This window comes from Cellulomonas sp. GbtcB1 (genome assembly GCF_019091725.1).
Lineage (GTDB): Bacteria > Actinomycetota > Actinomycetes > Actinomycetales > Cellulomonadaceae > Cellulomonas.
On sequence record NZ_JAGXJG010000011.1, the window covers coordinates 48,517 to 68,634 of the forward strand.

At 76.2% G+C, this 20,118-nt stretch carries 24 protein-coding genes; 10 read left to right on the forward strand and 14 right to left on the reverse strand.

Going from position 1 to position 20,118, the window contains the following annotated elements:
- Window positions 1-5: 5 nt before the first annotated feature.
- From KVT14_RS06200 to KVT14_RS06210, 3 genes are read right to left on the reverse strand one after another with little or no spacing between them, the layout of a single operon-like run.
- Entirely contained in the window at window positions 6-2,519 is a 2,514-nt protein-coding gene (locus KVT14_RS06200) for a glycosyl hydrolase family 65 protein (RefSeq protein WP_308160923.1), read from the reverse strand.
- Entirely contained in the window at window positions 2,516-3,292 is a 777-nt protein-coding gene (locus tag KVT14_RS06205; RefSeq protein WP_308160924.1) for an HAD-IA family hydrolase, read from the reverse strand. Before KVT14_RS06205 ends, KVT14_RS06200 begins: the two co-directional genes overlap by 4 nt.
- A gap of 53 nt (window positions 3,293-3,345) precedes the next feature.
- Window positions 3,346-4,542 (reverse strand): LacI family DNA-binding transcriptional regulator, encoded by a 1,197-nt coding sequence (locus KVT14_RS06210; protein ID WP_217614880.1) that lies wholly within the window; start codon window positions 4,540-4,542, stop codon window positions 3,346-3,348.
- Window positions 4,543-4,656: 114 nt separating this feature from the next.
- On the opposite strand from KVT14_RS06210, the gene KVT14_RS06215 reads away from it, so the two are divergent.
- The 3 genes from KVT14_RS06215 (at window position 4,657) to KVT14_RS06225 (ending at window position 7,366) form a co-directional block, all read left to right on the forward strand.
- On the forward strand, window positions 4,657-4,848 hold the full coding sequence (locus KVT14_RS06215) for a hypothetical protein (RefSeq protein WP_217614881.1): 192 nt from the start codon (window positions 4,657-4,659) through the stop codon (window positions 4,846-4,848).
- A 14-nt stretch (window positions 4,849-4,862) separates the two neighbouring features.
- A complete protein-coding gene (locus KVT14_RS06220) occupies window positions 4,863-6,095 on the forward strand; it encodes an AGE family epimerase/isomerase (protein ID WP_217614882.1) in 1,233 nt (410 codons plus the stop codon).
- Window positions 6,096-6,193: 98 nt separating this feature from the next.
- Entirely contained in the window at window positions 6,194-7,366 is a 1,173-nt protein-coding gene (locus tag KVT14_RS06225) for an SLC13 family permease (RefSeq protein WP_217614883.1), read from the forward strand.
- A 22-nt stretch (window positions 7,367-7,388) separates the two neighbouring features.
- Here the strand turns inward: KVT14_RS06225 and KVT14_RS06230 are convergent, their stop codons facing one another.
- The gene (locus tag KVT14_RS06230) at window positions 7,389-8,033 is read right to left on the reverse strand and encodes a helix-turn-helix domain-containing protein (protein ID WP_217614884.1); all 645 of its coding nucleotides are present in this window, start codon (window positions 8,031-8,033) and stop codon (window positions 7,389-7,391) included.
- A gap of 90 nt (window positions 8,034-8,123) precedes the next feature.
- On the opposite strand from KVT14_RS06230, the gene KVT14_RS06235 reads away from it, so the two are divergent.
- From KVT14_RS06235 to KVT14_RS06245, 3 genes are read left to right on the forward strand one after another with little or no spacing between them, the layout of a single operon-like run.
- Window positions 8,124-9,161, forward strand: coding sequence for an NAD(P)/FAD-dependent oxidoreductase (locus KVT14_RS06235; protein ID WP_217614885.1), 1,038 nt, complete (start codon window positions 8,124-8,126; stop codon window positions 9,159-9,161).
- A complete protein-coding gene (locus tag KVT14_RS06240; RefSeq protein ID WP_308160925.1) occupies window positions 9,158-9,934 on the forward strand; it encodes a class I SAM-dependent methyltransferase in 777 nt (258 codons plus the stop codon). The genes KVT14_RS06235 and KVT14_RS06240 overlap by 4 nt, the downstream gene beginning before the upstream one ends.
- A gap of 58 nt (window positions 9,935-9,992) precedes the next feature.
- Window positions 9,993-10,472 (forward strand): heme-degrading domain-containing protein, encoded by a 480-nt coding sequence (locus KVT14_RS06245; RefSeq protein WP_147795906.1) that lies wholly within the window; start codon window positions 9,993-9,995, stop codon window positions 10,470-10,472.
- Between the two features lie 81 nt (window positions 10,473-10,553).
- Here KVT14_RS06245 and KVT14_RS06250 read toward each other — a convergent pair whose 3' ends face one another.
- The 7 genes from KVT14_RS06250 to rpmB all read right to left on the reverse strand — a co-directional run bounded on the left by KVT14_RS06250 (window position 10,554) and on the right by rpmB (window position 12,602).
- Entirely contained in the window at window positions 10,554-11,204 is a 651-nt protein-coding gene (locus KVT14_RS06250; protein WP_217614886.1) for an alpha/beta family hydrolase, read from the reverse strand.
- Between the two features lie 125 nt (window positions 11,205-11,329).
- Window positions 11,330-11,500: a 50S ribosomal protein L32 gene (gene rpmF, locus KVT14_RS06255; protein WP_217614887.1), complete on the reverse strand. Its 171-nt coding sequence runs from the start codon at window positions 11,498-11,500 to the stop codon at window positions 11,330-11,332.
- A complete protein-coding gene (gene ykgO, locus KVT14_RS06260) occupies window positions 11,500-11,622 on the reverse strand; it encodes a type B 50S ribosomal protein L36 (RefSeq protein ID WP_217614888.1) in 123 nt (40 codons plus the stop codon). Before ykgO ends, rpmF begins: the two co-directional genes overlap by 1 nt.
- Window positions 11,619-11,882, reverse strand: a complete 264-nt coding sequence (locus tag KVT14_RS06265) for a type B 50S ribosomal protein L31 (protein ID WP_217614889.1) — start codon at window positions 11,880-11,882, stop codon at window positions 11,619-11,621. Before KVT14_RS06265 ends, ykgO begins: the two co-directional genes overlap by 4 nt.
- 11 nt (window positions 11,883-11,893) lie before the next feature.
- Window positions 11,894-12,199 (reverse strand): 30S ribosomal protein S14, encoded by a 306-nt coding sequence (rpsN, locus tag KVT14_RS06270; RefSeq protein ID WP_217614890.1) that lies wholly within the window; start codon window positions 12,197-12,199, stop codon window positions 11,894-11,896.
- The gene (rpmG, locus tag KVT14_RS06275) at window positions 12,199-12,366 is read right to left on the reverse strand and encodes a 50S ribosomal protein L33 (protein ID WP_203668967.1); all 168 of its coding nucleotides are present in this window, start codon (window positions 12,364-12,366) and stop codon (window positions 12,199-12,201) included. Before rpmG ends, rpsN begins: the two co-directional genes overlap by 1 nt.
- Window positions 12,366-12,602, reverse strand: a complete 237-nt coding sequence (rpmB, locus tag KVT14_RS06280; protein WP_217614891.1) for a 50S ribosomal protein L28 — start codon at window positions 12,600-12,602, stop codon at window positions 12,366-12,368. Before rpmB ends, rpmG begins: the two co-directional genes overlap by 1 nt.
- A 54-nt stretch (window positions 12,603-12,656) precedes the next feature.
- Here rpmB and KVT14_RS06285 point away from each other — a divergent pair, with 54 nt between their 5' ends.
- Window positions 12,657-13,763, forward strand: coding sequence for a GTP-binding protein (locus KVT14_RS06285; protein WP_217614892.1), 1,107 nt, complete (start codon window positions 12,657-12,659; stop codon window positions 13,761-13,763).
- 77 nt (window positions 13,764-13,840) lie between these two features.
- Window positions 13,841-14,110, forward strand: coding sequence for a Rho termination factor N-terminal domain-containing protein (locus KVT14_RS06290; protein WP_217614916.1), 270 nt, complete (start codon window positions 13,841-13,843; stop codon window positions 14,108-14,110).
- Window positions 14,111-14,168: 58 nt separating this feature from the next.
- Here the strand turns inward: KVT14_RS06290 and KVT14_RS06295 are convergent, their stop codons facing one another.
- From KVT14_RS06295 to KVT14_RS06305, 3 genes are all read right to left on the reverse strand, one after another.
- Complete coding sequence (locus KVT14_RS06295) at window positions 14,169-15,104, reverse strand: metal ABC transporter substrate-binding protein (RefSeq protein WP_217614893.1); 936 nt, start codon at window positions 15,102-15,104, stop codon at window positions 14,169-14,171.
- A gap of 107 nt (window positions 15,105-15,211) precedes the next feature.
- Window positions 15,212-16,558, reverse strand: coding sequence for a zinc metallochaperone AztD (gene aztD, locus KVT14_RS06300; RefSeq protein ID WP_217614894.1), 1,347 nt, complete (start codon window positions 16,556-16,558; stop codon window positions 15,212-15,214).
- Between the two features lie 173 nt (window positions 16,559-16,731).
- Window positions 16,732-17,736, reverse strand: a complete 1,005-nt coding sequence (locus tag KVT14_RS06305) for an aldo/keto reductase (RefSeq protein ID WP_217614895.1) — start codon at window positions 17,734-17,736, stop codon at window positions 16,732-16,734.
- A 92-nt stretch (window positions 17,737-17,828) separates the two neighbouring features.
- Here KVT14_RS06305 and KVT14_RS06310 point away from each other — a divergent pair, with 92 nt between their 5' ends.
- Entirely contained in the window at window positions 17,829-18,242 is a 414-nt protein-coding gene (locus KVT14_RS06310; protein WP_217614896.1) for a MerR family transcriptional regulator, read from the forward strand.
- A gap of 34 nt (window positions 18,243-18,276) precedes the next feature.
- A complete protein-coding gene (locus KVT14_RS06315; protein WP_217614897.1) occupies window positions 18,277-20,118 on the forward strand; it encodes a sodium:proton antiporter in 1,842 nt (613 codons plus the stop codon).

The window sequence follows — 20,118 nt, forward strand, 5'->3', positions numbered from 1 at the left end:
CGCGCTCAGTCGTGCGAGACCGGGGGCGGCGTGAGCACCGTCGGGTGGTCCGGCACGCTCGCGGTCATCAGGGTGCCGTCGGCGCGGCGGGTGCCCTCGATGTCCCGGACCGTCGGGGTGCCGATCAGCCGCGGCGCGGGCGCCAGCGGCAGCACGACGGGGTCGCCCGCGGTGACCTTGACCGGCTCGCCGCGCACGACCAGGTCCGCGGCGTCGCCCTCCTCGACGGTGAGCCGCAGCTCGGTGTGCCGGACGTCGACGCGCACCCGGCTGCCGCGCAGCGTGAGCCGGAACGTCAGCCCGTCCCAGACCTCTGGCAGCCGCGGGTCGAGGGACACGACGCCCTCGTGGTCCCGCATGCCGCCGAAGCCGCAGGCCAGCGCGCTCCACACGCCGCCGGCCGACGCGACGTGCACGCCGTCCGCCGTGTTGTGGTGCAGGTCGGCCAGGTCCACGTAGAGCGCCGACGTGAAGTAGCGCAGCGCGAGCTCCTGGTACCCGACCTCGGACGCCACGATGGACTGCACGACGCCGGACAGCGTCGAGTCGCCGGTGGTCAGCGGGTCGTAGTAGTCGAAGTCGGCCAGCTTCTCCTCGGCGGTGAACTGGTCGCCCTGCAGGAACAGCGCCAGCACGACGTCCGCCTGCTTGAGCACCTGGAACCGGTAGATCACCAGCGGGTGGTAGTAGAGCAGCAGGGGGCGCTTGGCCGGGTCGGTGTTGGCCAGGTCCCAGAGCTCCTTCTCGAGGAAGTTCGCGTCCTGGGGGTGGATGCCGAGGCGCTCGTCGAACGGGATGTGCATCCGCTCGGCGGCGTGTGCCCACTCGTCCAGCTCGTCCTTGGTCAGGTGCAGCCGGGCGACGAGCGCGGCGTGCTCGGCGGGGTGCTCGTGCGCCAGGCGGTCCACGGCCTCGACGGCACCGCGCAGGTTGGCGCGGGCCATCACGTTGGTGAACAGGTTGTCGTTCACGACGGTCGTGTACTCGTCCGGCCCGGTGACGCCGTGGATGTGGAACGAGGCGTCGCCGTTCGTCCCGCGCCAGAAGCCCAGGTCGGCCCACATGCGCGCGGTCTCCACCAGGATGTCGACGGCCTCGCGGGCGAGGAAGTCGTCGTCGCCGGTCGCCGCGACGTACTGCCGCACGGCGTGCGCGATGTCGGCGTCGATGTGGTACTGCGCGGTGCCGGCCGCGTAGTAGGCGGACGCCTCCTCGCCGTTGATCGTGCGCCAGGGGAACAGCGCGCCGTTCTGGTTCAGCTCGGCGGCGCGGCGGCGCGCGGCGTCGAGCATCGTGTAGCGGAACCGCAGCGCGTTCCGCGCGATCCGCGGCGAGGTGTAGGTCAGGAACGGCAGGACGTAGACCTCGGTGTCCCAGAAGTAGTGCCCGCTGTACCCGGAGCCGGTGAGGCCCTTCGCGGCGATGCCGTTGCCCTCGGCGCGCGCCGTCGCCTGCGCGAGCTGGAACAGGTTCCAGCGGATCGCCTGCTGCAGGTCGGGCTGCCCGGGGACCTCGACGTCGCTGCGCGCCCAGAAGTCGTCGAGCCAGGCGCGCTGGTCGGCGAACAGCCGGTCGACGCCGGCCGCCTCGGCCCGGTCGAGCGTCCGGCGGCAGCGGTCGGCGAGCTCGCGCGCGGGGACGCCGCGGGACGAGTGGTAGGTGACGACCTTGGTGATCCGGACCGTCTGGCCCTGCTTCGCGTCGATCCGGTAGACGTGCTTCGCCAGGTCCTCCTCGACGAGCGACAGCTCCTCGTAGGCGTTGTCCGTCTCGATGGCGTGGTCGGCCGCCACGGCGAGCGTCATGCCGGACGCGGCGGCCCGGTAGGACATGACGTACCGGCCCTCGGAGCCCCAGTGCGTCTTCGGCTCGAGCACCCGCGCGGTCAGCGTCTCGGACTTGCGGGGGTCGAAGCCCTCGCCCATCGCGGCGGCGCGGACGTGGTACTCGTCCTGGCCGTCCTGCCGGTTGAGGATCTGGCTGCTCAGCACGACCGGGGCGTCGGCGTCGAGCATGGTCAGCTCGTAGGTCATGACGGCCAGGTGCCGCTCGGCGAACGACACCATGCGCCGGGTGCGCACCTGGACGCGCTTGCCGGACGGCGTCTGCCAGACCAGGTCGCGGGAGAGCACGCCGTCGCGGAAGTCGAGGCTGCGCTCGTAGGAGTGCAGGTCGGCCACCGTGAGCAGCAGCGGCTCGTCGTCCACGTAGAGCCGCATGATCTTGGCGTCCGGGACGTTGACGATCGTCTGACCGACGCGGGCGAAGCCGTACGCCTCCTCGGCGTGCCGGATCGGCCAGGTCTCGTGGAAGCCGTTGATGAAGGTGCCGTGGCTGTGGCTGTCCCGGCCCTCCTCGACGTTGCCGCGCATGCCGAGGTACCCGTTGCCGACGGCGAACAGGGTCTCGGTCCGGCCCAGGTCGGCGGCGTCGTGGCGCGTCTCGCGCAGCCGCCACTCGTCCTTCGGGAACCGGTTGCGGTCCAGGGGGTCCGGGGTGAACAGGGAGGTGGGGTTCACGGCAGGGTGCTCTCGTGCTCGTCGGTGTCGTCGGTCGGGGTGACGAGCTCCGCGAGGTCGTCCACCACCAGGTCTGCCCCCTGCTCGCGCAGCACGTCGGCGCCCGCGCCGCGGTCCACGCCGATGACGAGCCCGAACGCCCCGGCACGGCCGGAGGCGACGCCGGACTCGGCGTCCTCGACGACGACCGCGCGCTCGCGCGGGACGCCGAGCTGCTCGGCGGCGTACAGGTACGTCGCCGGGTCCGGCTTGCCCGCCAGGCCCTGCGCCGCGGCCACCAGGCCGTCGACGACGAGCGGGAACCGGTCGGTGAGTCCCGCAGCGGCCAGCACGGGCACCGCGTTCCGGCTGCTCGACACCACGGCGACCTTCCGGCCCTGCGCGAGCAGCGCGTCGACCAGGCGCACCGAGCCCGGGTAGGGCGTGACGCCCTCGGTCTCGAGCACCTGGGTGAAGACGGCGTTCTTCCGGTTGCCGAGGCCGCAGACCGTCTCGGTGTCGGGGGAGTCGGCCGGGTCGCCCCAGGGCAGCTCGATCCCGCGGGACGCCAGGAGGGACCGCACGCCCTCGTAGCGGGGCTTGCCGTCGATGTGCGCGAAGTAGTCCGCGTCGGTGTACGGCGCGGCCCCGCGGGCGTCGAGCAGCGGCGCGAACAGCCGCGCCCAGGCGTGCATGTGCACGACGGCGGTGGGGGTGAGGACCCCGTCCAGGTCGAACAGGACGGCGTCGAGGCCGTCGAGGACCGCGGTGGGGCGGTCGGGTGCGGTTGCCACGGTGGAGCTCCCAGGGGCGTGGTGTGCGGGTGCGGGTGGTGCGGGGTCGTGCGTCATGCGGCGGTGGCGCGGGCGCCGGCCGGGCCCGGGGCGGCGTCGAACGGTGCGGGCCCGGCGCTGGACGCCCGGACGACGAGCTCGGGCGGGACCAGCCCGGCCGGGGCCGGCCGGTGCCCGAGGTCGACGCCGAGCCGGTCCAGCACCTGCTCGACGAGGGTCTGCGCCACCAGTCTGATCGGTTGCCGCACGCTCGTCAGCCCGGGGCGCGCGAACGCCGCCAGGTCGGAGTCGTCGTAGCCGGTGATCGCGACGTCCCGGCCGGGCGTGGCGCCGGCGTCCGCGACCGCGGTGAGCGCGCCGAGCGCCAGCGCGTCCGACGCGCAGACCAGCGCGGTCGGGGTGTCGCCGGGTCGCCCGAGCAGGGCGGCGACGGCGGCGGCCGCCGCGTCCGGGTCGTCCGCCGCGGCGGTCGTCTCGGGACCCCGGTCGTCGGCGCCGCCGGGCCCTCGGGGGTCGGGGGCCGCGCCGTCGGTCGCCGCGAGCCAGGCCGCGCGCCGGGCGTCGCCGCCCGCGCCGTCGGCGGGCCAGCCGACGAACCCGATCCGGCGGTGGCCCCGGGAGCGCAGGTGCTCGACCGCGAGCCGCACGCCGAGCGCGCCGTCGACGTCGACCCACGGGTGCGCGGCGTCCGGGTCGCCCCACGGCTGCCCGTGCGCGACGAACGCCGCGCCGCGGTCCGCCAGCCAGGCCGGTCGCGCGTCCCCCGGGTGGGTGTCCGCGACGACCACGGCGTCCACGTCGCCGGCGGCGAGCAGCTCGCCGTAGGCGGCGATCTCCGCGGCGTCGTCCCCGTACGGGGCGTCGAACGCGAGGAACCGGTAGCCGTACGGCCGGGCCGCCGCGACGAGCTCGTGCAGCAGCCGGTCGGGGTGCGCCGCCGTGCGGTGCGCCGTCGACCCGACCCGGATGCCGATGAGGCCGGAGCGGCGCGAGGTCAGGGCCCGGGCGGCGTGGTCCGGCCGGTAGCCGAGCGCGGCCACCGCGCGGCGGACGCGCTCCAGGGTGCCGGGCGACAGCCGGTCCGGGGCGTTCAGCGCGTTCGACACCGTCTGCCGCGAGACCCCGGCGTGCTCCGCGACCGCCCGGATGGTCACCCGCGGTGCGCGCGCGGCAGCCGGGCGTGCCGCCGTGGCGGCGCGCGCAGGGGCTGCGGGCGCGGCGGCGGCGCGCGGGGCGTCGGCGGTGGGCATGCGGCGGTCCTCGTGGCGTCCGTGCGGGGTGGGGTGCGGCTGGGGTGGTGCGGGACCGACGGAGCCACTTTGACCGGTCAAATCCGCGACGATTCTGGTCGCGTCAGGGGCGCGGTGTCAAAGGCCCAGGACGACCCGGACGAACCGGACCCGCGCGGCCTGGCCTGCACGTTCGTGCACTTCGCGACCGCGTGGTCGGTCGCGGCGCCGTGCGCTGCGGGGACGCCCGGCCGGGCGGTCCGCGCGGGGCCGGGCTTGGATGTCGCGCGGCACCGGCGCGCGGCGGTGCCGTGGGCCGGGGTGTGACTAGGGTGACACCCATGACGTGGCTGACGACGCCCGCGCACGCCCGCTGGCTCGAGACCGAGACCGACCGCCTGCTCGCCTTCGGGAAGGCCTCCGCCGCCCCGTCGGGCGGGTTCCTCCGCCTGGACGACGTGGGCCGGCCGCTGCCGGGGCCCGCCGAGCTGTGGATCACCTGCCGGATGACGCACGTGTACGCGCTGGCCCACCTGCTCGGGCGGCCGGGCTCCGCGGCGCTGGTCGACCACGGCCTGGCCGCGCTCGACGGGCTGTTCCGGGACGCCGAGCACGGCGGCTGGTACGCCGAGGTGGACGCCGACGGGACTCCGCGCGACGACGCGAAGGCGGCGTACCCGCACGCGTTCGTCGTGCTCGCGACGTCCTCCGCGGTCGCTGCGGGCCGGCCGGGCGCCCAGGCGCTGCTGCGCGAGGCGCTGGACGTCTCCGAGCGGCGGTTCTGGGACGAGGAGGCCGGCATGGCCGTCGAGTCCTGGGACCGGACGTTCACCGAGCTCGACGGCTACCGCGGCGTCAACGCCAACATGCACACGGTCGAGGCGTACCTCGCCGCGCACGGCGTGACCGGCGAGCGGGTGTGGCTCGACCGCGCCGTGCGGATCCTCACCCGCGTGGTGCACGGCTTCGCGAGGGACAACGCCTGGCGGATCCCCGAGCACTTCGACGCCGGGTGGAACGCGGACCTGGAGTACAACGCCGACTCCCCGGCGCACCCGTTCCGGCCGTACGGCGCGACCGTGGGGCACTGGCTGGAGTGGGCGCGGCTCACCCTGCACGCCCGGGCCTCGCTCACCGCGGCCGGCGACGTCGCCCCCGCCTGGATGGTCGAGGACGCCACGGCGCTGTTCGACGCGTCCGTCCGCGAGGGCTGGTCGGTCGACGGCGCACCCGGGTTCGTCTACACCGTCGACTGGTCCGGGAAGCCGGTCGTGCGCGAGCGGATGCACTGGGTGGCCGCCGAGGGCATCGCCGCGGCCGCCGCCCTGCACGCCGCCACCGGCGAGCAGCGGTTCGACGACTGGTACGCGACCTGGTGGGACTACGCCGCCGAGCACCTGCTCGACCACGAGGGCGGCTCCTGGTGGCACGAGCTCGGCACCGACAACCGGGTGTCGCGCACGGTCTGGGAGGGCAAGGCCGACCTCTACCACGCGGTGCAGGCGACGCTGATCCCGCGGCTGCCGCTCGCGCCCGTGCTCGCCCCGGCGCTGGCGCAGGGGCTGCTGGACTGACCTCGGCGGTGGCGCGGGCGGCGGTGCGCGGCCGCCCGCGCCGCCCACCCGGCGGCCGCCGTCGCGCGGGGGACAGGCCCGGGACCTAGAGTTCCGCCGTGCCCAGGCTCCGGCGTGCCGTCCCGTGGTGGGCGGTGGCCGTGGTGCCGGCCGCCGCCGCGGTGCTCACGGGCGCCCTGCCGCGGACGGACGCGGCGGCGCTCGCGGAGCGCGTCGGCCCGGTGCTGCTCTTCGTCGCGGCGCTGACCGTCGTGGCGGAGCTGTGCGGGTCGGCCGGGCTGTTCGACGTCGCGACGGACGCCGCCGCGCGCGCCTCGGGCGGCCGGCGCTGGCTGCTGTGGCTGCTGCTGGTCGCGATCGCGGTCGCGTCGACCGTGCTGCTGTCGCTCGACACCACGGCCGTGCTGCTGACGCCGCTGGCGATCACCCTCGCCCGGCGCACCCGGACGTCGCCGCTGCTGCTCGTGCTGACGGTCGTGGCCCTGGCGAACACCGCGTCGCTGCTGCTGCCGGTCTCCAACCTCACGAACCTGCTCGCCGACCACCGGTTCGCGGAGCAGGGCGTCGGCTACCTGGGCGTGATGTGGGCACCCGCGCTCGCGTCGGTTGTCGTGACCGTCGCGGTGCTCGCGGTGCGCGGGCGGCGGGACCTGCGGGGCCGGTTCGAGCCGGGGGAGCGGTACGTCCCGCCGGACCGGGCGCTGCTGGTCGCGACCGGGGCCACGGTCGCGGTGATGGCGGTCGGGTTCGTCGCCGGGCTGCCGGTGTGGGCGGTCGCGCTGGGGGCGGCCGCCGTGCTGCTGGCGGCGTTCGCGGTGCGGCGGCGGCCGGTGCCCGGGCGGGCCCGCGACCTGGTGCCGTGGCGGATGATCCTCGTCGTCGGCGCGCTGTTCGTGGTCGTCGAGACCCTGCACGTCCGCGGTCTCGGCGACTGGGTCCTCGACGCGGCGCCGGCCGGCGCGGACGCGGGGGCGCTGCTCGGGGTCGCCGGGCTGTCCGCCGCCGTCGCGAACGTGGTGAACAACCTGCCCGCCTACCTGCTGCTCGAGCCGGTCGCCGGCGAGGACGTCCGGCGGCTCGCGGCCGTGCTCATCGGGACCGGCGTCGGCCCGCTGCTGACCCCGTGGGCCTCGCTCGCGACCGTGCTGTGGTGGCGCCGGTGCCGGCAGGCGATGGTGCACGTGCCGGTGCGGGCGTTCGTGGTGCAGGGGCTGTGGCTGGCGCCGCTCTGCGTGGCGGCGTCGGCGCTGGCGCTGGTCGCGGTGGCCTGACGCGGGACCTCGACCGGAGCGGTCAGGGCTTCCTGGTCGAGCGGGCGCGGACGTGCATGCGCTCGCCCTGCGGCCCCCAGAGCGTCAGCACCTCCGCGGCGCCGGGCCCCGGGTTGGTGAACCAGTGCGGGATCCGGGTGTCGAACTCGACGGCCTCGCCCGGCTCGATCATCAGGTCGTGGTCGCCGAGAACCAGCCGCATCCGGCCGGACAGCACGTACATCCACTCGTAGCCCTCGTGCGTGCGGGGGTCGACGGGCCCCGGGTTGTGGCCCGCGGGGAACACCTGCTTGTACGCCTGCAGCCCGCCCTGCCGCCGGCTCAGCGGGACGAAGGTGACCCCGTGCCGCTCGACGGGGGACAGGTGCACCCGCGGGTCGCCGGTCTCGGGGGCGCCGACCAGCTCGTCGAGCGGGACCTGGTGCGCGCGGGCCAGCGGCAGCAGCAGCTCCAGGGTGGGGCGGCGCTGCCCGGACTCCAGGCGCGACAGCGTGCTGACCGAGATCCCGGTGCTGCGGGACAGGTCGGCCAGCGTGGCGCCGCGGCGCTGACGGAGGTCGCGCAGCCGGGGGCCGACGGCCTCGAGGACGGGCTCCAGGTCGGCGGGGGCGTCGTCGGCGGGTGCCGGCGTCGGCGGGACGGTGCGGGGGCGACGGGGCTCGACCATGCCCCCATTTGCCGTTCCGGCAACGATGTTTGTCAAGCCGGTCGTGCTGCGCGCACGGTGGTCACCACGGACGAGAGGGTGGAGGACCCGATGGTGACGGAGCAGGTCGACGTGCTGGTGGTCGGCGGCGGCGCGGCGGGGCTGGGCGGCGCGCTCACCCTGGCCCGCGCGCGGCGCAGCGTGCTCGTGGTGCACGACGGCGCGCCCCGGAACGCGCCGGCGGCGCACATGCACGCCTACCTCGGGCTGGACGGCCTGCCGCCGGCCGAGCTGCTGGCGCGCGGCAGGGCCGAGGTCGAGGGCTACGGCGCCGAGGTCGTCGAGGACCGGGTCGTCGACGTCCGGCGCGACGGCGACGGGTTCCGCGCGGCGCTCGCGGGCGGCCGCGTCGTCCGGTCGCGCCGGGTGCTCGTCGCGACCGGGCTCGTCGACGCGTTGCCGGACGTGCCGGGGCTCGCCGCGCGCTGGGGTCGGGACGTGCTGCACTGCCCGTTCTGCCACGGCTGGGAGGTCCGGGACCGGGCCGTCGCGGTCCTCGGGTCCGGGCCGGTGGCGGTGCACCAGGCGCAGCTGTGGCGCGGCTGGACCGGCGACGTGACGCTGTTCCTGGGCGGGGCCGGCGGGGACCGGCTGACCGACGACGACTGGGAGCGGCTCGCCGCGCTGGGCGTGCGGGTGGTCGAGGGCCCCGTGGCGGGGCTGGAGGTGGCGGACGACGTGCTGACCGGCGTGCGGCTGGCGACCGGGACGGTGCTGGCGTGCGACGCCGTCGTGGTCGCCACCGGCCTGGGGGCCCGCCTCGACGGGCTGGCGGGCCTGGGGCTGCCGACCGAGCCGGTGACGATGGGCGACCGCGTGATCGGCACCCGGGTCGCCGCCGCGCCGGACGGCTCGACGACCGTGCCGGGCGTGCGGGTCGCGGGCAACGTCACCGACCTGCGGGCGCAGGTGCAGGTCGCCGCGGCGGCCGGGCTCACCGCGGGGGCCGCGCTGGTCGCCGAGCTCGCCGCCGAGGACGCCGACGCCGCCGTGGCGCGGTACCGGGCGGAGCAGGTGGCGCCGTTCTCGGGGCGCGCGGAGCGCGAGGTGGCGGCGCGCCGGGCGGGCGCCGGGGCGATCGGGCTGTGAACGCGCGCGACGAGGTCGCCGCGGGGTGGTCCCGCGGCGGGGACGACGAGGAGGAGCGGGGCATGGGGCAGCAGCACGGCGGGGCCGAGGACGCCGGGACGCACGCGCACGGGCACGCGCACGGGCGCGGCGGGGACCCGGGCGAGGTGCGGCACGACCGGGAGTTCTGGGAGGACCGGTACCGCTCGGCGCCGCGGGTGTGGAGCGGTCGGCCGAACCCGCAGCTGGTCGACGAGGTCGGCGACCTCGCGCCGGGGCGGGCGCTCGACGTCGCGTGCGGCGAGGGTGGCGACGCCCTGTGGCTCGCCGGCCGCGGCTGGGCGGTCACGGCGGTGGACCTCGCGCAGACCGCGCTCGACCGGGTCACGGCCGCTGCCGCGGAGGCGGGGCCGGAGGTCGCCGACCGGGTCCGGACGGAGCGGGTCGACATCGCGACCTGGGACGCCGGGGACGGCGCCTACGACCTGGTGACGACGCACTTCCTGCACCTGCCGCCGAAGGTCCGGGCCGTGGCGTTCGCCCGGATGGCGCGCGCGGTGGCTCCCGGCGGCACGCTGCTGGTCGTCGCGCACCACGCGAGCGACCTGCGCACCACCATCGGGCGCCCGGACCTGCCGGAGCTGTTCTTCGACCCCGAGGACGTCGTCGCGGCGCTCGACCCCGCGGGCTGGGAGGTGCCGGTGGCGGAGGCGCGACCCCGCACGGCGACCGACCCGGACGGCCGGGAGATCACGATCCGGGACACGGTCGTGCGGGCGGTGCGCCGGGGCTGACGCCCGGCGGCGCGGTCGCTGCCACCCGCCGGCGCCGGCGGGTGGCAGGATCGCGCCCATGAGCGACGACACCGAGGTCCGGGCCCTGATCGCCGAGGTCGAGCGGCAGGAGCGCGACCTGCGCTTCGCCACCTTCACCAACGACGACGCGTGGGAGCTCGGGACGCTGCTGGTCCGGCTGGCCACCGAGCGCGGGCTGCCCGTGACCGTCGACATCCGGCGCGGCGCGCAGCAGCTGTTCCACGCCGCGCGGCCCGGGACGGTCGCGGACAACGACTCCTGGATCCAGCGCAAGGTCCGGGTCGTCGAGCGGTTCGGCACGTCGTCGTACCTGCAGGGGCTGCGGGCGCGCGCGAAGGGGACGACGTTCGGCGCGGTGCACGAGCTGCCGCTGCAGGAGTACGCCGCGCACGGCGGGGCGTTCCCGGTGCACGTCGAGGGCGTCGGCGTCGTGGGCGTGGTGACGGTCTCGGGCCTGCCGCAGGCCGACGACCACGCCCTGGTGACGGAGGCGGTGCGGACCTTCCTCGACGGCTGACCCGCGCCGGCGAGGTCGAGGGTTCCCGGCGAGGTCGAGCGGTTCCGCGGGGGCTCCGGCGGGAGACCCTCGACCTCGGCGTCAGAGCCCGGGAAGGACCGTGGGGAGCCAGTCCGCGACGGCCGCGGCGACCGCCCGGGTGTCCTTCTTCAGGGAGTGGTCACCCGGGACCGGGACCACCCGGCGGGTCGGCGACGACGGCGGGGTGCCGTAGGGGTCGGTCGTGCCCTGGACCACCAGCACCGGGACCCCCGCGGCGTCGAGCTCCGGGAGCCGGCTCGGGGCGTCCGGCCGTCCCGGCGGCTGCGTGGGGAACGCCAGGCAGAGCACGCCGGCGGCGCCGGTGGCGAGTGCCGTCCGGCACGCGGTGCGGGCTCCCGCCGACCGGCCGCCCGTGACCAGCGGGGCGTCCAGGGCCCGGTCCCGCAGGTCCGCCACGACGGCGGTCCACGCCTCGTCCAGGGCGGGGCCGCGCGGGCCGACCCGCTTGCCGGCGACGCGGTACGGCTGCTCGACGAGCGCCACCGCCAGGCCCAGCGCCGTGGCGGCCGCCGTGACCGCGCGGAGGTCCGGGGCGTCGACCCCGCCGCCGGCCCCGTGCCCGAGCACGAGCGCGCCGGGGACGGCCACCCGCCCGTCCGCGCCGGGCGCGGCGCCGGCGGGCAGGTGCAGGTGCGCCCGCGCGGTCCCCTGCGGGGTGTCGATGTCGAGGCTCGGGACGTCGGGTCTCACGCCCGGCACGGTACCCGCGGCCGGCGCGGCCACGTCGCCGGGGTGAGGTCGTCACAAGCCGGTGAGGTCGTCACGCGCACGTGACGACCTCACCGACGAGTGACGACTTCACTGCCGTGGGGCGGTCAGCGCGGGTCGACAAGGCCGCGCTCGACGGCGCGGAGCAGGCGGCGCGGGACCTCGACCACGCGGCCGTCCGGGGTGCGCGCCGCCACGAGCGGCACCGGGGTCGCCTTCCACCGCGATCGTCGGGCGCGGGTGTTCGACCGGGACAGCTTCCGCTTCGGGACCGCCATCAGCCCTGCCTCGCCTTCCAGCGCGGGTTCTTCTTGTTGATCACGAAGGTCTTCCCGTGGCGGCGCACCACGATCGAACCCCCCTTCTTCTTGAGCGACGCGAGCGACGCGCGCACCTTCATCGGGTCTCCTCGGGGGTGCCCAGGCCGTAGCGCTGCCGGAACTTCTCGACACGGCCCGCGGTGTCCAGGACCCGCGACCTGCCCGTGTAGAACGGGTGCGAGGCGGAGGAGACGTCGACGTCGACGACGGGGTACGTCCTCCCGTCCGACCACTCGACGGTCTTCTCGGACGTGATCGTCGACCGGGTCAGGAACGCGAAGTCCGCGCTGACGTCCCGGAACACCACGGGTCGGTACTCGGGGTGGATGCCCTGCTTCATGCCGATCTCCTTCACCAGCTGGACTTCGTGACACCGGGCAGCTCGCCGCGGTGCGCCATCTGCCGCATCCGCACGCGGGACAGCCCGAACTTCCCCACGTACCCGCGGGGCCGGCCGTCGGCGACGTCCCGGTTGCGGACGCGGGTGGGGCTGGCGTCGCGGGGGAGCGCCTGCAGCGCGGTGCGCGCCGCGACCCGCTCGGCCTCGGACCGGTGCGGGTCCACCGCGGCGGCCTTCAGCTCCAGCCGGCGCTCGGCGTACCGGGCCACGACGGCCCGGCGCTGCTCGTTCCTCGCGATCGTGGACTTCTTGGCCATCAGCGCTCCTCCTTGAAGTCGACGTGCCGCCGCACCACGGGGTCGTACTTCTTCAGCACGAGGCGGTCGGGGTCGTTGCGGCGGTTCTTGCGAGTGACGTAGGTGAAGCCGGTCCCCGCCGTGGAGCGCAGCTTGATGATCGGGCGGACGTCGGCGGCCCGGGCCATCAGAGGCGCTCCCCGCGGGCGCGGATCCTGGCCACGACGACCTCGATGCCGAGCTTGTCGATCGTCTTGATGCCCCGGGCGCTGATGGTCAGCGTGACGTGACGCCCGAGGGAGGGCACCCAGTAGCGCTTGCGCTGGATGTTCGGGTCGAACCGGCGCTTGGAGCGCCGGTGCGAGTGGGAGATCGAGTGGCCGAACCCGGGCGACGTGCCGAGGACCTGGCAGTGAGCGGACATGGGAACCATCATAGGTAATGAGAATCGTTTGCGACAAGCGCTAGGCTGAGCCGCATGTCCCGACGCGACCTGACGCCCCTGCTCGTGCTCGCCACCGTCGACCCGCTGCTCCGCGACGCCGTCGTGTTCGGCGTCGTCGTCGACCGGCCCCGGACCGTCGTGCTGCGGCACGACATCGTCGACGGACCCGACGGCGGGGGCATCCGCCGGGTGGTCGCCGACGCGTCCGGCGTCGTCGAGGACGTGCTGGTCCCGCTCGAGCACGCCTGCCTCAGCTGCTCGGTGCGCGAGGACGCCGTACCGACGCTGGAGCGGCTCGCGCACGACCCGCGCTGGGACGCCGTGCTGCTCGCGCTCCCGGTGTCGGCGGAGTCGCTCCCCGTGACCCGCGCGCTCGGCTGGGCGGTCCGCCGCGGCGGCGGGCTGCGGTCGCTGCGCCTCGCCGGGGTCGTCGCGGCGCTCGACCTCGCGACCTTCGAGCACGACCTGCTCGGCGACGACCTGCTCGACGAGCGCGGGCTCGCCCTCACCCAGGACGACGGCCGTGCGGTCGGCGAGGCGCTCGCGGCCCAGGTCGGGCACGCCGACGTCGTGCTGGTGGCGGGGGACCCGGCGGAGCACCCGGTCGCGTCCGACCTGCTCGACCACGTGCGTGCGGCGGACGGTCGCCGGGTGGACGGGGTGTACGCCGCGGACGTCGCGGCGCTGCTCGCCGGGCAGCACGACGTGCGCGCCGGCGACCGGCGGCTCGACCCGCGGCTCGCCGCGCCGGTGCCGGGTGCGCCGACCGCGCACGGGGTGTGGACGCTCGAGCTGAGCGCCGACCGGCCGCTGCACCCGGAGCGCCTGGTGGCCGAGGTCGCCCGGCTCGGGCGGGGCCGGCACCGCAGCCGCGGGCACTTCTGGGTCCCGAGCCGGCCGGACTCGGTGTGCGTGTGGGACGGAGCCGGCGGGCAGCTCAGCGTCGGGGCGCTCGGCACCTGGGGCCGGCGCGCGGCGGGGACGCGCCTGGTGTTCACGGGGGTCGAGGACGTGCGGGCCGACCTGCTGGCGGCGTTCGACGACGTGCTGCTGACCGCCGACGAGCACGCCCGGGGCCTGCACCCGTGGCTCGGCGCGGACGACGTCCTGGCGCCGTGGCTGGGGGACCGCGCGGCGTGATCGGCGTCCGGATGCGGGCGCGGCGGGCCGGGGGCATGGTCGAGGGGTCGGACGTCGTCCAGATCGAGGAGGTCGCCATGCCGCGCCGTGACCCGGGCCCGAGCGTGAAGGACAAGGGGCTCTACGAGGAGCTCCGCGACGAGGGCAACAGCAAGGAGAAGTCCGCGCGCATCGCCAACGCCGCGGCGGCGCGCGGGCGGTCGTCCGTCGGCAAGAAGGGCGGCGAGTCCGGGTCCTACGAGGACTGGACCGTCGACGACCTGCGCAGGCGCGCGGCCGAGATCGGCATCGAGGGCCGGTCGTCCATGAAGAAGGCAGACCTGGTGGACGCGCTGCGCTCGCACTGACGCGCACGCACGACGGCGCCGGCCCCTCGTGGGGACCGGCGCCGTCGTCGTCCCGGGCTCACGCCCCGCAGGTCAGCCCGCCCGTCAGCGCCGCCAGGTTGTCCCGCATGACGTCGAGGTAGTCGCGCTCGTCGTCCTCGGCCAGCCCCTCCAGCGGGTCGAGCACGGCCGTGGCGACCCCGAGGTCGTCGGCGAGCGTCTGCGTGACCTTGGGGCTGGTGAGCGTCTCGAAGAACAGCGTCCGCACGCCCTCGGCCTCGACGGTCGCGGCGACGTCGCGCAGGCGGGCGGGCGACGGCTCGACCTCGGGGTCGACGCCGCTCAGCCCGACCTGGTGCAGCCCGTACCGCTGGGCGAGGTACCCGAACGCCTCGTGCGACGCGACGAGCGTGGCGCCCCGGCAGGCGGCCAGCCCGTCGGCGAGCTCGGCGTCCAGGGCGTCCAGGTCGGCGACCAGGTCGTCCGCAGCGATGGCGAACTCGTCCGCGTGCGCCGGGTCGACGTCCGCGAGCGCGCCCGCCACCTGGTGCGCGACGTCGGCGAGCCGGGTCGGGTCGAGCCAGAAGTGCGGGTCGAGGCTGTCGCCCGCGCCCGGGGTGACGCCGTCGGGCGCGACCTCCAGGCCTGCGGCCTCGGCGGCGTCGACGACATGCGCGGGGGAGGTGGCGGCGACGGCGGCGTCGGTCGCGGCCTGGAAGCCCGACAGGTAGACGACGAGGTCGGCCGCGCCCAGGCCGGACACCGCGCTGGGCGACAGCTCCAGGTCGTGCGACTCGCCGCCGGGCGGGGTCAGCGAGGTGACGGCGACGTGCTCGCCCCCGACCCGCTCGGCCACGAACTGCAGCGGGTAGAACGCGGCGACGACGTCGTGCCGGTCGTCCGCGTCGGCGGGGGAGCAGGCGGCGAGGCCGGCGGCGACGGCGGCGACGGCGGCCGCGGCGGCGAGGGTGCGGGTGGGGCGGGTCGTGCGGGGGCGGGTCGTGCTGCGGGCCACGGGGGTCCTTCCGGGTCGGGGTGCGCCGGAGTGGAGCGTCCTGCCCGACACGCGCGGCGTGTCCGGGCAGCACGCTCCACTCCGGAGGTGCGAGGGGTGGACCAGGGTCAGCCCTGGGCGGTCTCCTCGTCGTGCGCGTGGTCGTGCTCGTCCTCGTGCGCGTGGTCCTCGTGCCCGTCCTCGTGCGCCCCGTGCTCCGCCACGGCGCCCGAGACGCCCGCGATCTCGTTCGGCGTCACCTCGAGCTCGGCCGACAGCCAGACCTCGCCGGTCTCGACGTCGACCGCGTGCACGCTGTTCGTCGCCGGGTCGGTGATGTACGCCGAGCCGTCCAGGACCGTGATCGCCGGGCGCGGCTGCTGCCACTCCTCGGGCTCCTCCCAGGCGTCGATCACCGGGACGGACCGCACGACGGTGCCGGACTCCGGGTCGATGACGTGCAGCGCGCCGTCGGTGCCGAGCACCAGGGCCTCGCCGGCGTCGCCGCGGGCGAGCGAGCGGAACGTGTAGGAGGCCGGCAGGTCGACCAGGCGGATCGACGCGTCGCGGGTGTCGATCAGAGAGACCCGGGTCGGGCGCTCCAGGTCGGCGTCCGGGTCGGACTTGTAGTCGCCGAGCACGTACGGGGAGGCCTCGGAGCCGGCCTGGTTGCCGATGCGGCCGTAGGCGTCGGGGGCGGTGACCTTGGTCAGGGCGCCGCCGGCCCAGACCACGGCCCCGTCCTCGCAGCCGATGACGACGGCCTCGTCGGCGGCGACCGCCTCGCCGTGCACGCCGGGGCAGGTGTCGATCGCGGCGATCTCCGTGTTCTCCGCGTCGAGCACCCGCACGCCGGTGCGCTCGTCCTCGGTGCCGTCCGACACGACGAGGGTGCCGTCGGTCAGCTCGACCGCGACGCCGTGGTGCGCGGACGGGGTGGTGTACTCGCGGGTCGCGGCGTCCGGGTCGGCGAGCGCGTCGGAGTCGACGACGGTGACCTGGCCGGTGCCGTCGTCGAACAGGGCGGTGCGGCCCTCGTGCCGGACGGCGTGGCCGGGCTTCTCGGCGGACCACAGCACGTCGGTGAGCACCGGGTCGCTGGCGAACGAGTGGGTGTGGTCGCCGTGCGGCTCGGTCCAGGTGCCGGCGTCGAGCACCTGGAAGCCGCCGGTGGTGGACACGAGGACGTGCCGCTCGTCGCCGGCGGGGTTCAGGCGGTTGAAGCCCGCCAGCTCGATGTCGGAGACGACCTCGAGCGTGTCGGCGTCGAGCACCTGGATGCCGCCGTCGTAGGTGAGCGCGAGGCGGGGCTTCGCGGTGGCGACCTCGGTGGCGGCGGGGGCGGCCGTCTCCTCGGCGGTCGCGGAGGGCTCCGCGGCGGCGTCGCCGGAGCCGCAGGCGGCGAGCAGCGCGGCGGCCACGCCGAGGCCGAGCGCCCCGGCGAGTCGGGGGCGGGTACGGGTCGAAAGGGTCATGTGGGGGGCCGGCGGTCGCGGGGCCCGTGCGGGCGCACGGGTGCCCTCGCCGCCGTCTCCTCTCCGGTCGCGGGTCGGATGATCAGCGCGGTCACGCTAACACAACTGATACTCAGTCTCATTACCGCTCCCGCACCCGCCCGACCCGCGCCCGACCCGCGCCCGGCGCGCGCTCACCAGGCCGCGTCGAGCCGCTCCCGGGCCTCGGGCGGCAGCACCAGCCGCACGCCGGCCATGGCCGTGCCCAGCTGCGCGAGGCTGCTCACCCCCGCAACCGGGCTGACCCGCGGCGTCCCGCCCGCGAGCCACGCGAGCACGACCTCGCTCCGGCTGACGCCCAGATCCGCGGCGACCGCCGCCAGCACCGCGAGCCGCCGCGCCGTCCCCGGGTGGTCGAAGCCCTCGGGGACGGGCCGGTCGGCGCGCTCGTACGCGCCCGACATCAGCGGGCTGTACGCCCACAGGCCGACGGCCGGGTTCGCCTCCGCGTAGTCGAGGACCTCGTCGGTGATCCAGCCGAACCGGTGGTCGTGCTCGTGGTCCCGGACCATCGGGCGGGGCTGCAGGTAGGAGTAGCGCAGCTGCAGCCCGGTCGGCTCTGCGAGGCCCCGCGCGCGGGCGAGCCCGGCGGCGCGCTCGGCCCGCCACAGCGCCGTGTTGGAGAACCCCCACGCACCCACCACGCCGTCCGCGACCAGCCCGCCGAACCCGTCGACGACCTCCGGCAGCGGCGTCGACCGGTCGTCGCGGTGCGCCCAGAACAGGTCGATGCGGTCGATCCCCATCCGGTCCAGGCTCTGCCGGGCCACGGACCGCACGAGGTCGGCGCCGAGGCCCGTCGTGCGCTCCGGGAACGAGCCGGGCCACAACGGCTCGCAGCCGACCTTGGTCGCGATCCGCACCCGGTCCCGCATCCCGGGCCGGGCGGCCAGCCAGCGGCCGAGCACGGGCTCGCTCTGGCCGCCGCGGCCGGAGTCGTCGGCCCAGAACGCGTAGCAGTCGGCGGTGTCGATCCACACGCCGCCGGCCTCGACGTACGCGTCGAGGAGGTCGAAGGACTCGGCGTCGTCGTGCCGGGTGCCGAACAGCATCGCGCCGAGCGCGATCGGCGGGACGGGGGTGGAGGTGGTCGCGTCGTCGGAGGTGCGGGGCCCGGTCGCGGGTGCTGTCGTCGTCATGCGCGCCAGCGTGGCGGCTGGAGCGCGCTCCAGCGCAAGGCCCGGCGCCGAACCCGCCCCGCGCCCGCCCGGGCCGCGCCACACTGGCGACCGTGACCACCTACGCCCCGGCCGACGCCGCCCGGCGCTCCGGCTTCAGCCTCGACACGCTCCGCTACTACGAGAAGATCGGCCTGGTCCGCGGCGTCCGGCGCGACGCCGCGGGACGGCGGCTGTACGACGACGCCGACCTGGACTGGCTCGGCGTGCTCCGCTGCCTGCGGGACACCGGCATGCCGATCGCCGCGATGCGCCGGTACGCGGGGCTCGCCCTGGCGACCGGCCCGGGCGCCGACGCGACCGTGCCCGAGCGGCTCGCGCTGCTGGAGGCCCACGCCGAGCACGTAGCCTCGACCATCGAGCTGCTGCTGCACCAGCAGGAGCACCTCGCGGAGAAGATCGAGCACTACCGCGGCCTCGTGCGGGACGCGGACCCGGCCCCCGCGGCCGCGGGGTCCGCCGGCTGAGCGCGCGGCGGGCGGCCACGGAGGGGCGGAGCGCATGGACCTGCTGCTGATCGGGGTGATCGGCGCCGTCGCGGTGGTCACCGTCACCGCCCTGGCCCCGCGGGTGGGGGTGTCGGCCCCGCTGCTGCTCGTCGCGCTCGGCGTCGGGATCAGCCTGCTCCCGGTGGTGCCGGCGGTCGAGATCGAGCCGGAGTGGATCCTCGGGGTGGTCCTGCCGCCGCTGCTCTACGCGACCTCGGTGTCGGTGCCGACGATGGATTTCCGGCGCGATCTCACGGCGATCAGCGGCCTCTCGGTGCTGCTCGTGGTCGCGACGTCGGTGGTGCTGGGCGTGATCTTCTCCTGGCTGATCCCCGACGTCACGCTCGCGACCGGCATCGCCCTGGGCGCCGTCCTCAGCCCGACCGACGCCGTGGCGACCTCGATCGTGCGGAAGTCCGGGGTGAGCCCCCGCATCGTCACGGTGCTGGAGGGCGAGAGCCTGCTGAACGACGCCTCCGCCCTGGTGCTCCTGCGCTCCGCGGTGGCGGCGACCGCCGCGTCGGTGACGCTGTGGGAGGTGGCGACGGACTTCGTCTACGCGGTGGTCGTGGCGGTCGCGATCGGCGCGCTGATCGGCAAGGTCAGCCTGTGGGTGCGCACCCGGGTCGCCGACCCGCACCTGACGACCGCGATCTCGTTCATCGTCCCGTTCGTCGCCTACATCCCCGCGGAGCACCTGAACGCGTCGGGCCTGGTCGCGACCGTCAGCGCGGGTCTCGTCGCCGGGTCGGGCAGCGTCCGGCTGCGGCCGCAGGACCGGATCGCCGAGGCCGCCAACTGGCGCACGCTCGAGCTGCTGCTCGAGGGCGCGGTGTTCCTGGTGATGGGGCTCGAGCTGTACGGCCTCGTCGCGGAGGTGCAGGCGGACCACGGCCACCTGTGGGTCGCGATCGGGCTCGGCGCGCTGTCGGCCGTCGTCGTGCTCGTCGTCCGCACCGGGTACGTCGCCTACCTGCTCTCCCGGCTGTCCCGCCGCGCGCGCCGCGGCGTCACGGTCCGCGGCTACCTCAGCGCGCTCAACGACCGCGCCGACTCGCTCGCCACCCTGACCCGGGAGGACCTGGCCGAGCGCCGGGTCCCGGGCGCGCCGCCGGCGGGGGCCGCGCCGCGCGCCACCACCGCACCGGTCGACGCGGCGAAGGTGCGCCGGGTGCTCGGCCGTCGCCGGCCGCGCCTCGGCCGGGACGACGCGCCCGAGGCCCGTGGCGTCCGGCTGCGCTACCGGATCACCCGCCGGATCGCCGACATCGACTACCTGCAGGCCGAGCACCTCGGTCCGCGCGAGGGCGCGATCCTCGTCTGGGCCGGGATGCGCGGCGTCGTCACCCTCGCCGCCGCGCAGTCGCTGCCCCGGGACACCCCGCACCGCGCGCTGCTGGTGCTCGTCGCGTTCGTCGTGGCCGCCGGCACGCTGCTCGTGCAGGGCGGCACGCTGGGGTGGCTGGTGCGCCGGCTCGGCCTGGGCCGCGACGGCGCCGACGATCGGGCCGAGGTGGACCGGCTGGCGGGGGAGATGGCGGTGGCGGCCGCGGAGCTGCTCGGCCATCCCGACCTGCGCCGGCCCGACGGCACCCCGTACGACGCGGTGGTCCTGGAGAAGGCCCGGCGGATCGCCGAGCGGCAGGGGGGCGAGCTCGACGAGGACAAGGAGGCCGAGGACCGCGCGTCCGCCGCCGCGCAGGTGCGCGAGCTGCGGCTGGCGGTGCTGGACGCGCAGCGGGAGGCGCTGCTGAAGGTCCGCGACCTCGGCACCGCGAGCTCGGGCGCCCTGACCGAGGCGCTCCGGGTGCTCGACGCGGACCAGATCAGCCTGGAGCTGCGCGAGCGGGACTAG

Excerpts from the sequence above, each read along its gene's own strand:
- KVT14_RS06210 (WP_217614880.1), bottom strand. The coding sequence starts at position 4,542 with ATGCCCACCGCCGACGCCCCGCGCGCCGCCGCCGCGCCCGCAGCCCCT.
- KVT14_RS06220 (WP_217614882.1), top strand. The coding sequence starts at position 4,863 with ATGACGTGGCTGACGACGCCCGCGCACGCCCGCTGGCTCGAGACCGAG.
- KVT14_RS06230 (WP_217614884.1), bottom strand. The coding sequence starts at position 8,033 with ATGGTCGAGCCCCGTCGCCCCCGCACCGTCCCGCCGACGCCGGCACCC.
- KVT14_RS06235 (WP_217614885.1), top strand. The coding sequence starts at position 8,124 with ATGGTGACGGAGCAGGTCGACGTGCTGGTGGTCGGCGGCGGCGCGGCG.
- KVT14_RS06245 (WP_147795906.1), top strand. The coding sequence starts at position 9,993 with ATGAGCGACGACACCGAGGTCCGGGCCCTGATCGCCGAGGTCGAGCGG.
- rpmF (WP_217614887.1), bottom strand. The coding sequence starts at position 11,500 with ATGGCGGTCCCGAAGCGGAAGCTGTCCCGGTCGAACACCCGCGCCCGA.
- ykgO (WP_217614888.1), bottom strand. The coding sequence starts at position 11,622 with ATGAAGGTGCGCGCGTCGCTCGCGTCGCTCAAGAAGAAGGGGGGTTCG.
- KVT14_RS06265 (WP_217614889.1), bottom strand. The coding sequence starts at position 11,882 with ATGAAGCAGGGCATCCACCCCGAGTACCGACCCGTGGTGTTCCGGGAC.
- rpsN (WP_217614890.1), bottom strand. The coding sequence starts at position 12,199 with ATGGCCAAGAAGTCCACGATCGCGAGGAACGAGCAGCGCCGGGCCGTC.
- rpmG (WP_203668967.1), bottom strand. The coding sequence starts at position 12,366 with ATGGCCCGGGCCGCCGACGTCCGCCCGATCATCAAGCTGCGCTCCACG.
- rpmB (WP_217614891.1), bottom strand. The coding sequence starts at position 12,602 with ATGTCCGCTCACTGCCAGGTCCTCGGCACGTCGCCCGGGTTCGGCCAC.
- KVT14_RS06285 (WP_217614892.1), top strand. The coding sequence starts at position 12,657 with ATGTCCCGACGCGACCTGACGCCCCTGCTCGTGCTCGCCACCGTCGAC.
- KVT14_RS06290 (WP_217614916.1), top strand. The coding sequence starts at position 13,841 with ATGCCGCGCCGTGACCCGGGCCCGAGCGTGAAGGACAAGGGGCTCTAC.
- aztD (WP_217614894.1), bottom strand. The coding sequence starts at position 16,558 with ATGACCCTTTCGACCCGTACCCGCCCCCGACTCGCCGGGGCGCTCGGC.
- KVT14_RS06305 (WP_217614895.1), bottom strand. The coding sequence starts at position 17,736 with ATGACGACGACAGCACCCGCGACCGGGCCCCGCACCTCCGACGACGCG.
- KVT14_RS06315 (WP_217614897.1), top strand. The coding sequence starts at position 18,277 with ATGGACCTGCTGCTGATCGGGGTGATCGGCGCCGTCGCGGTGGTCACC.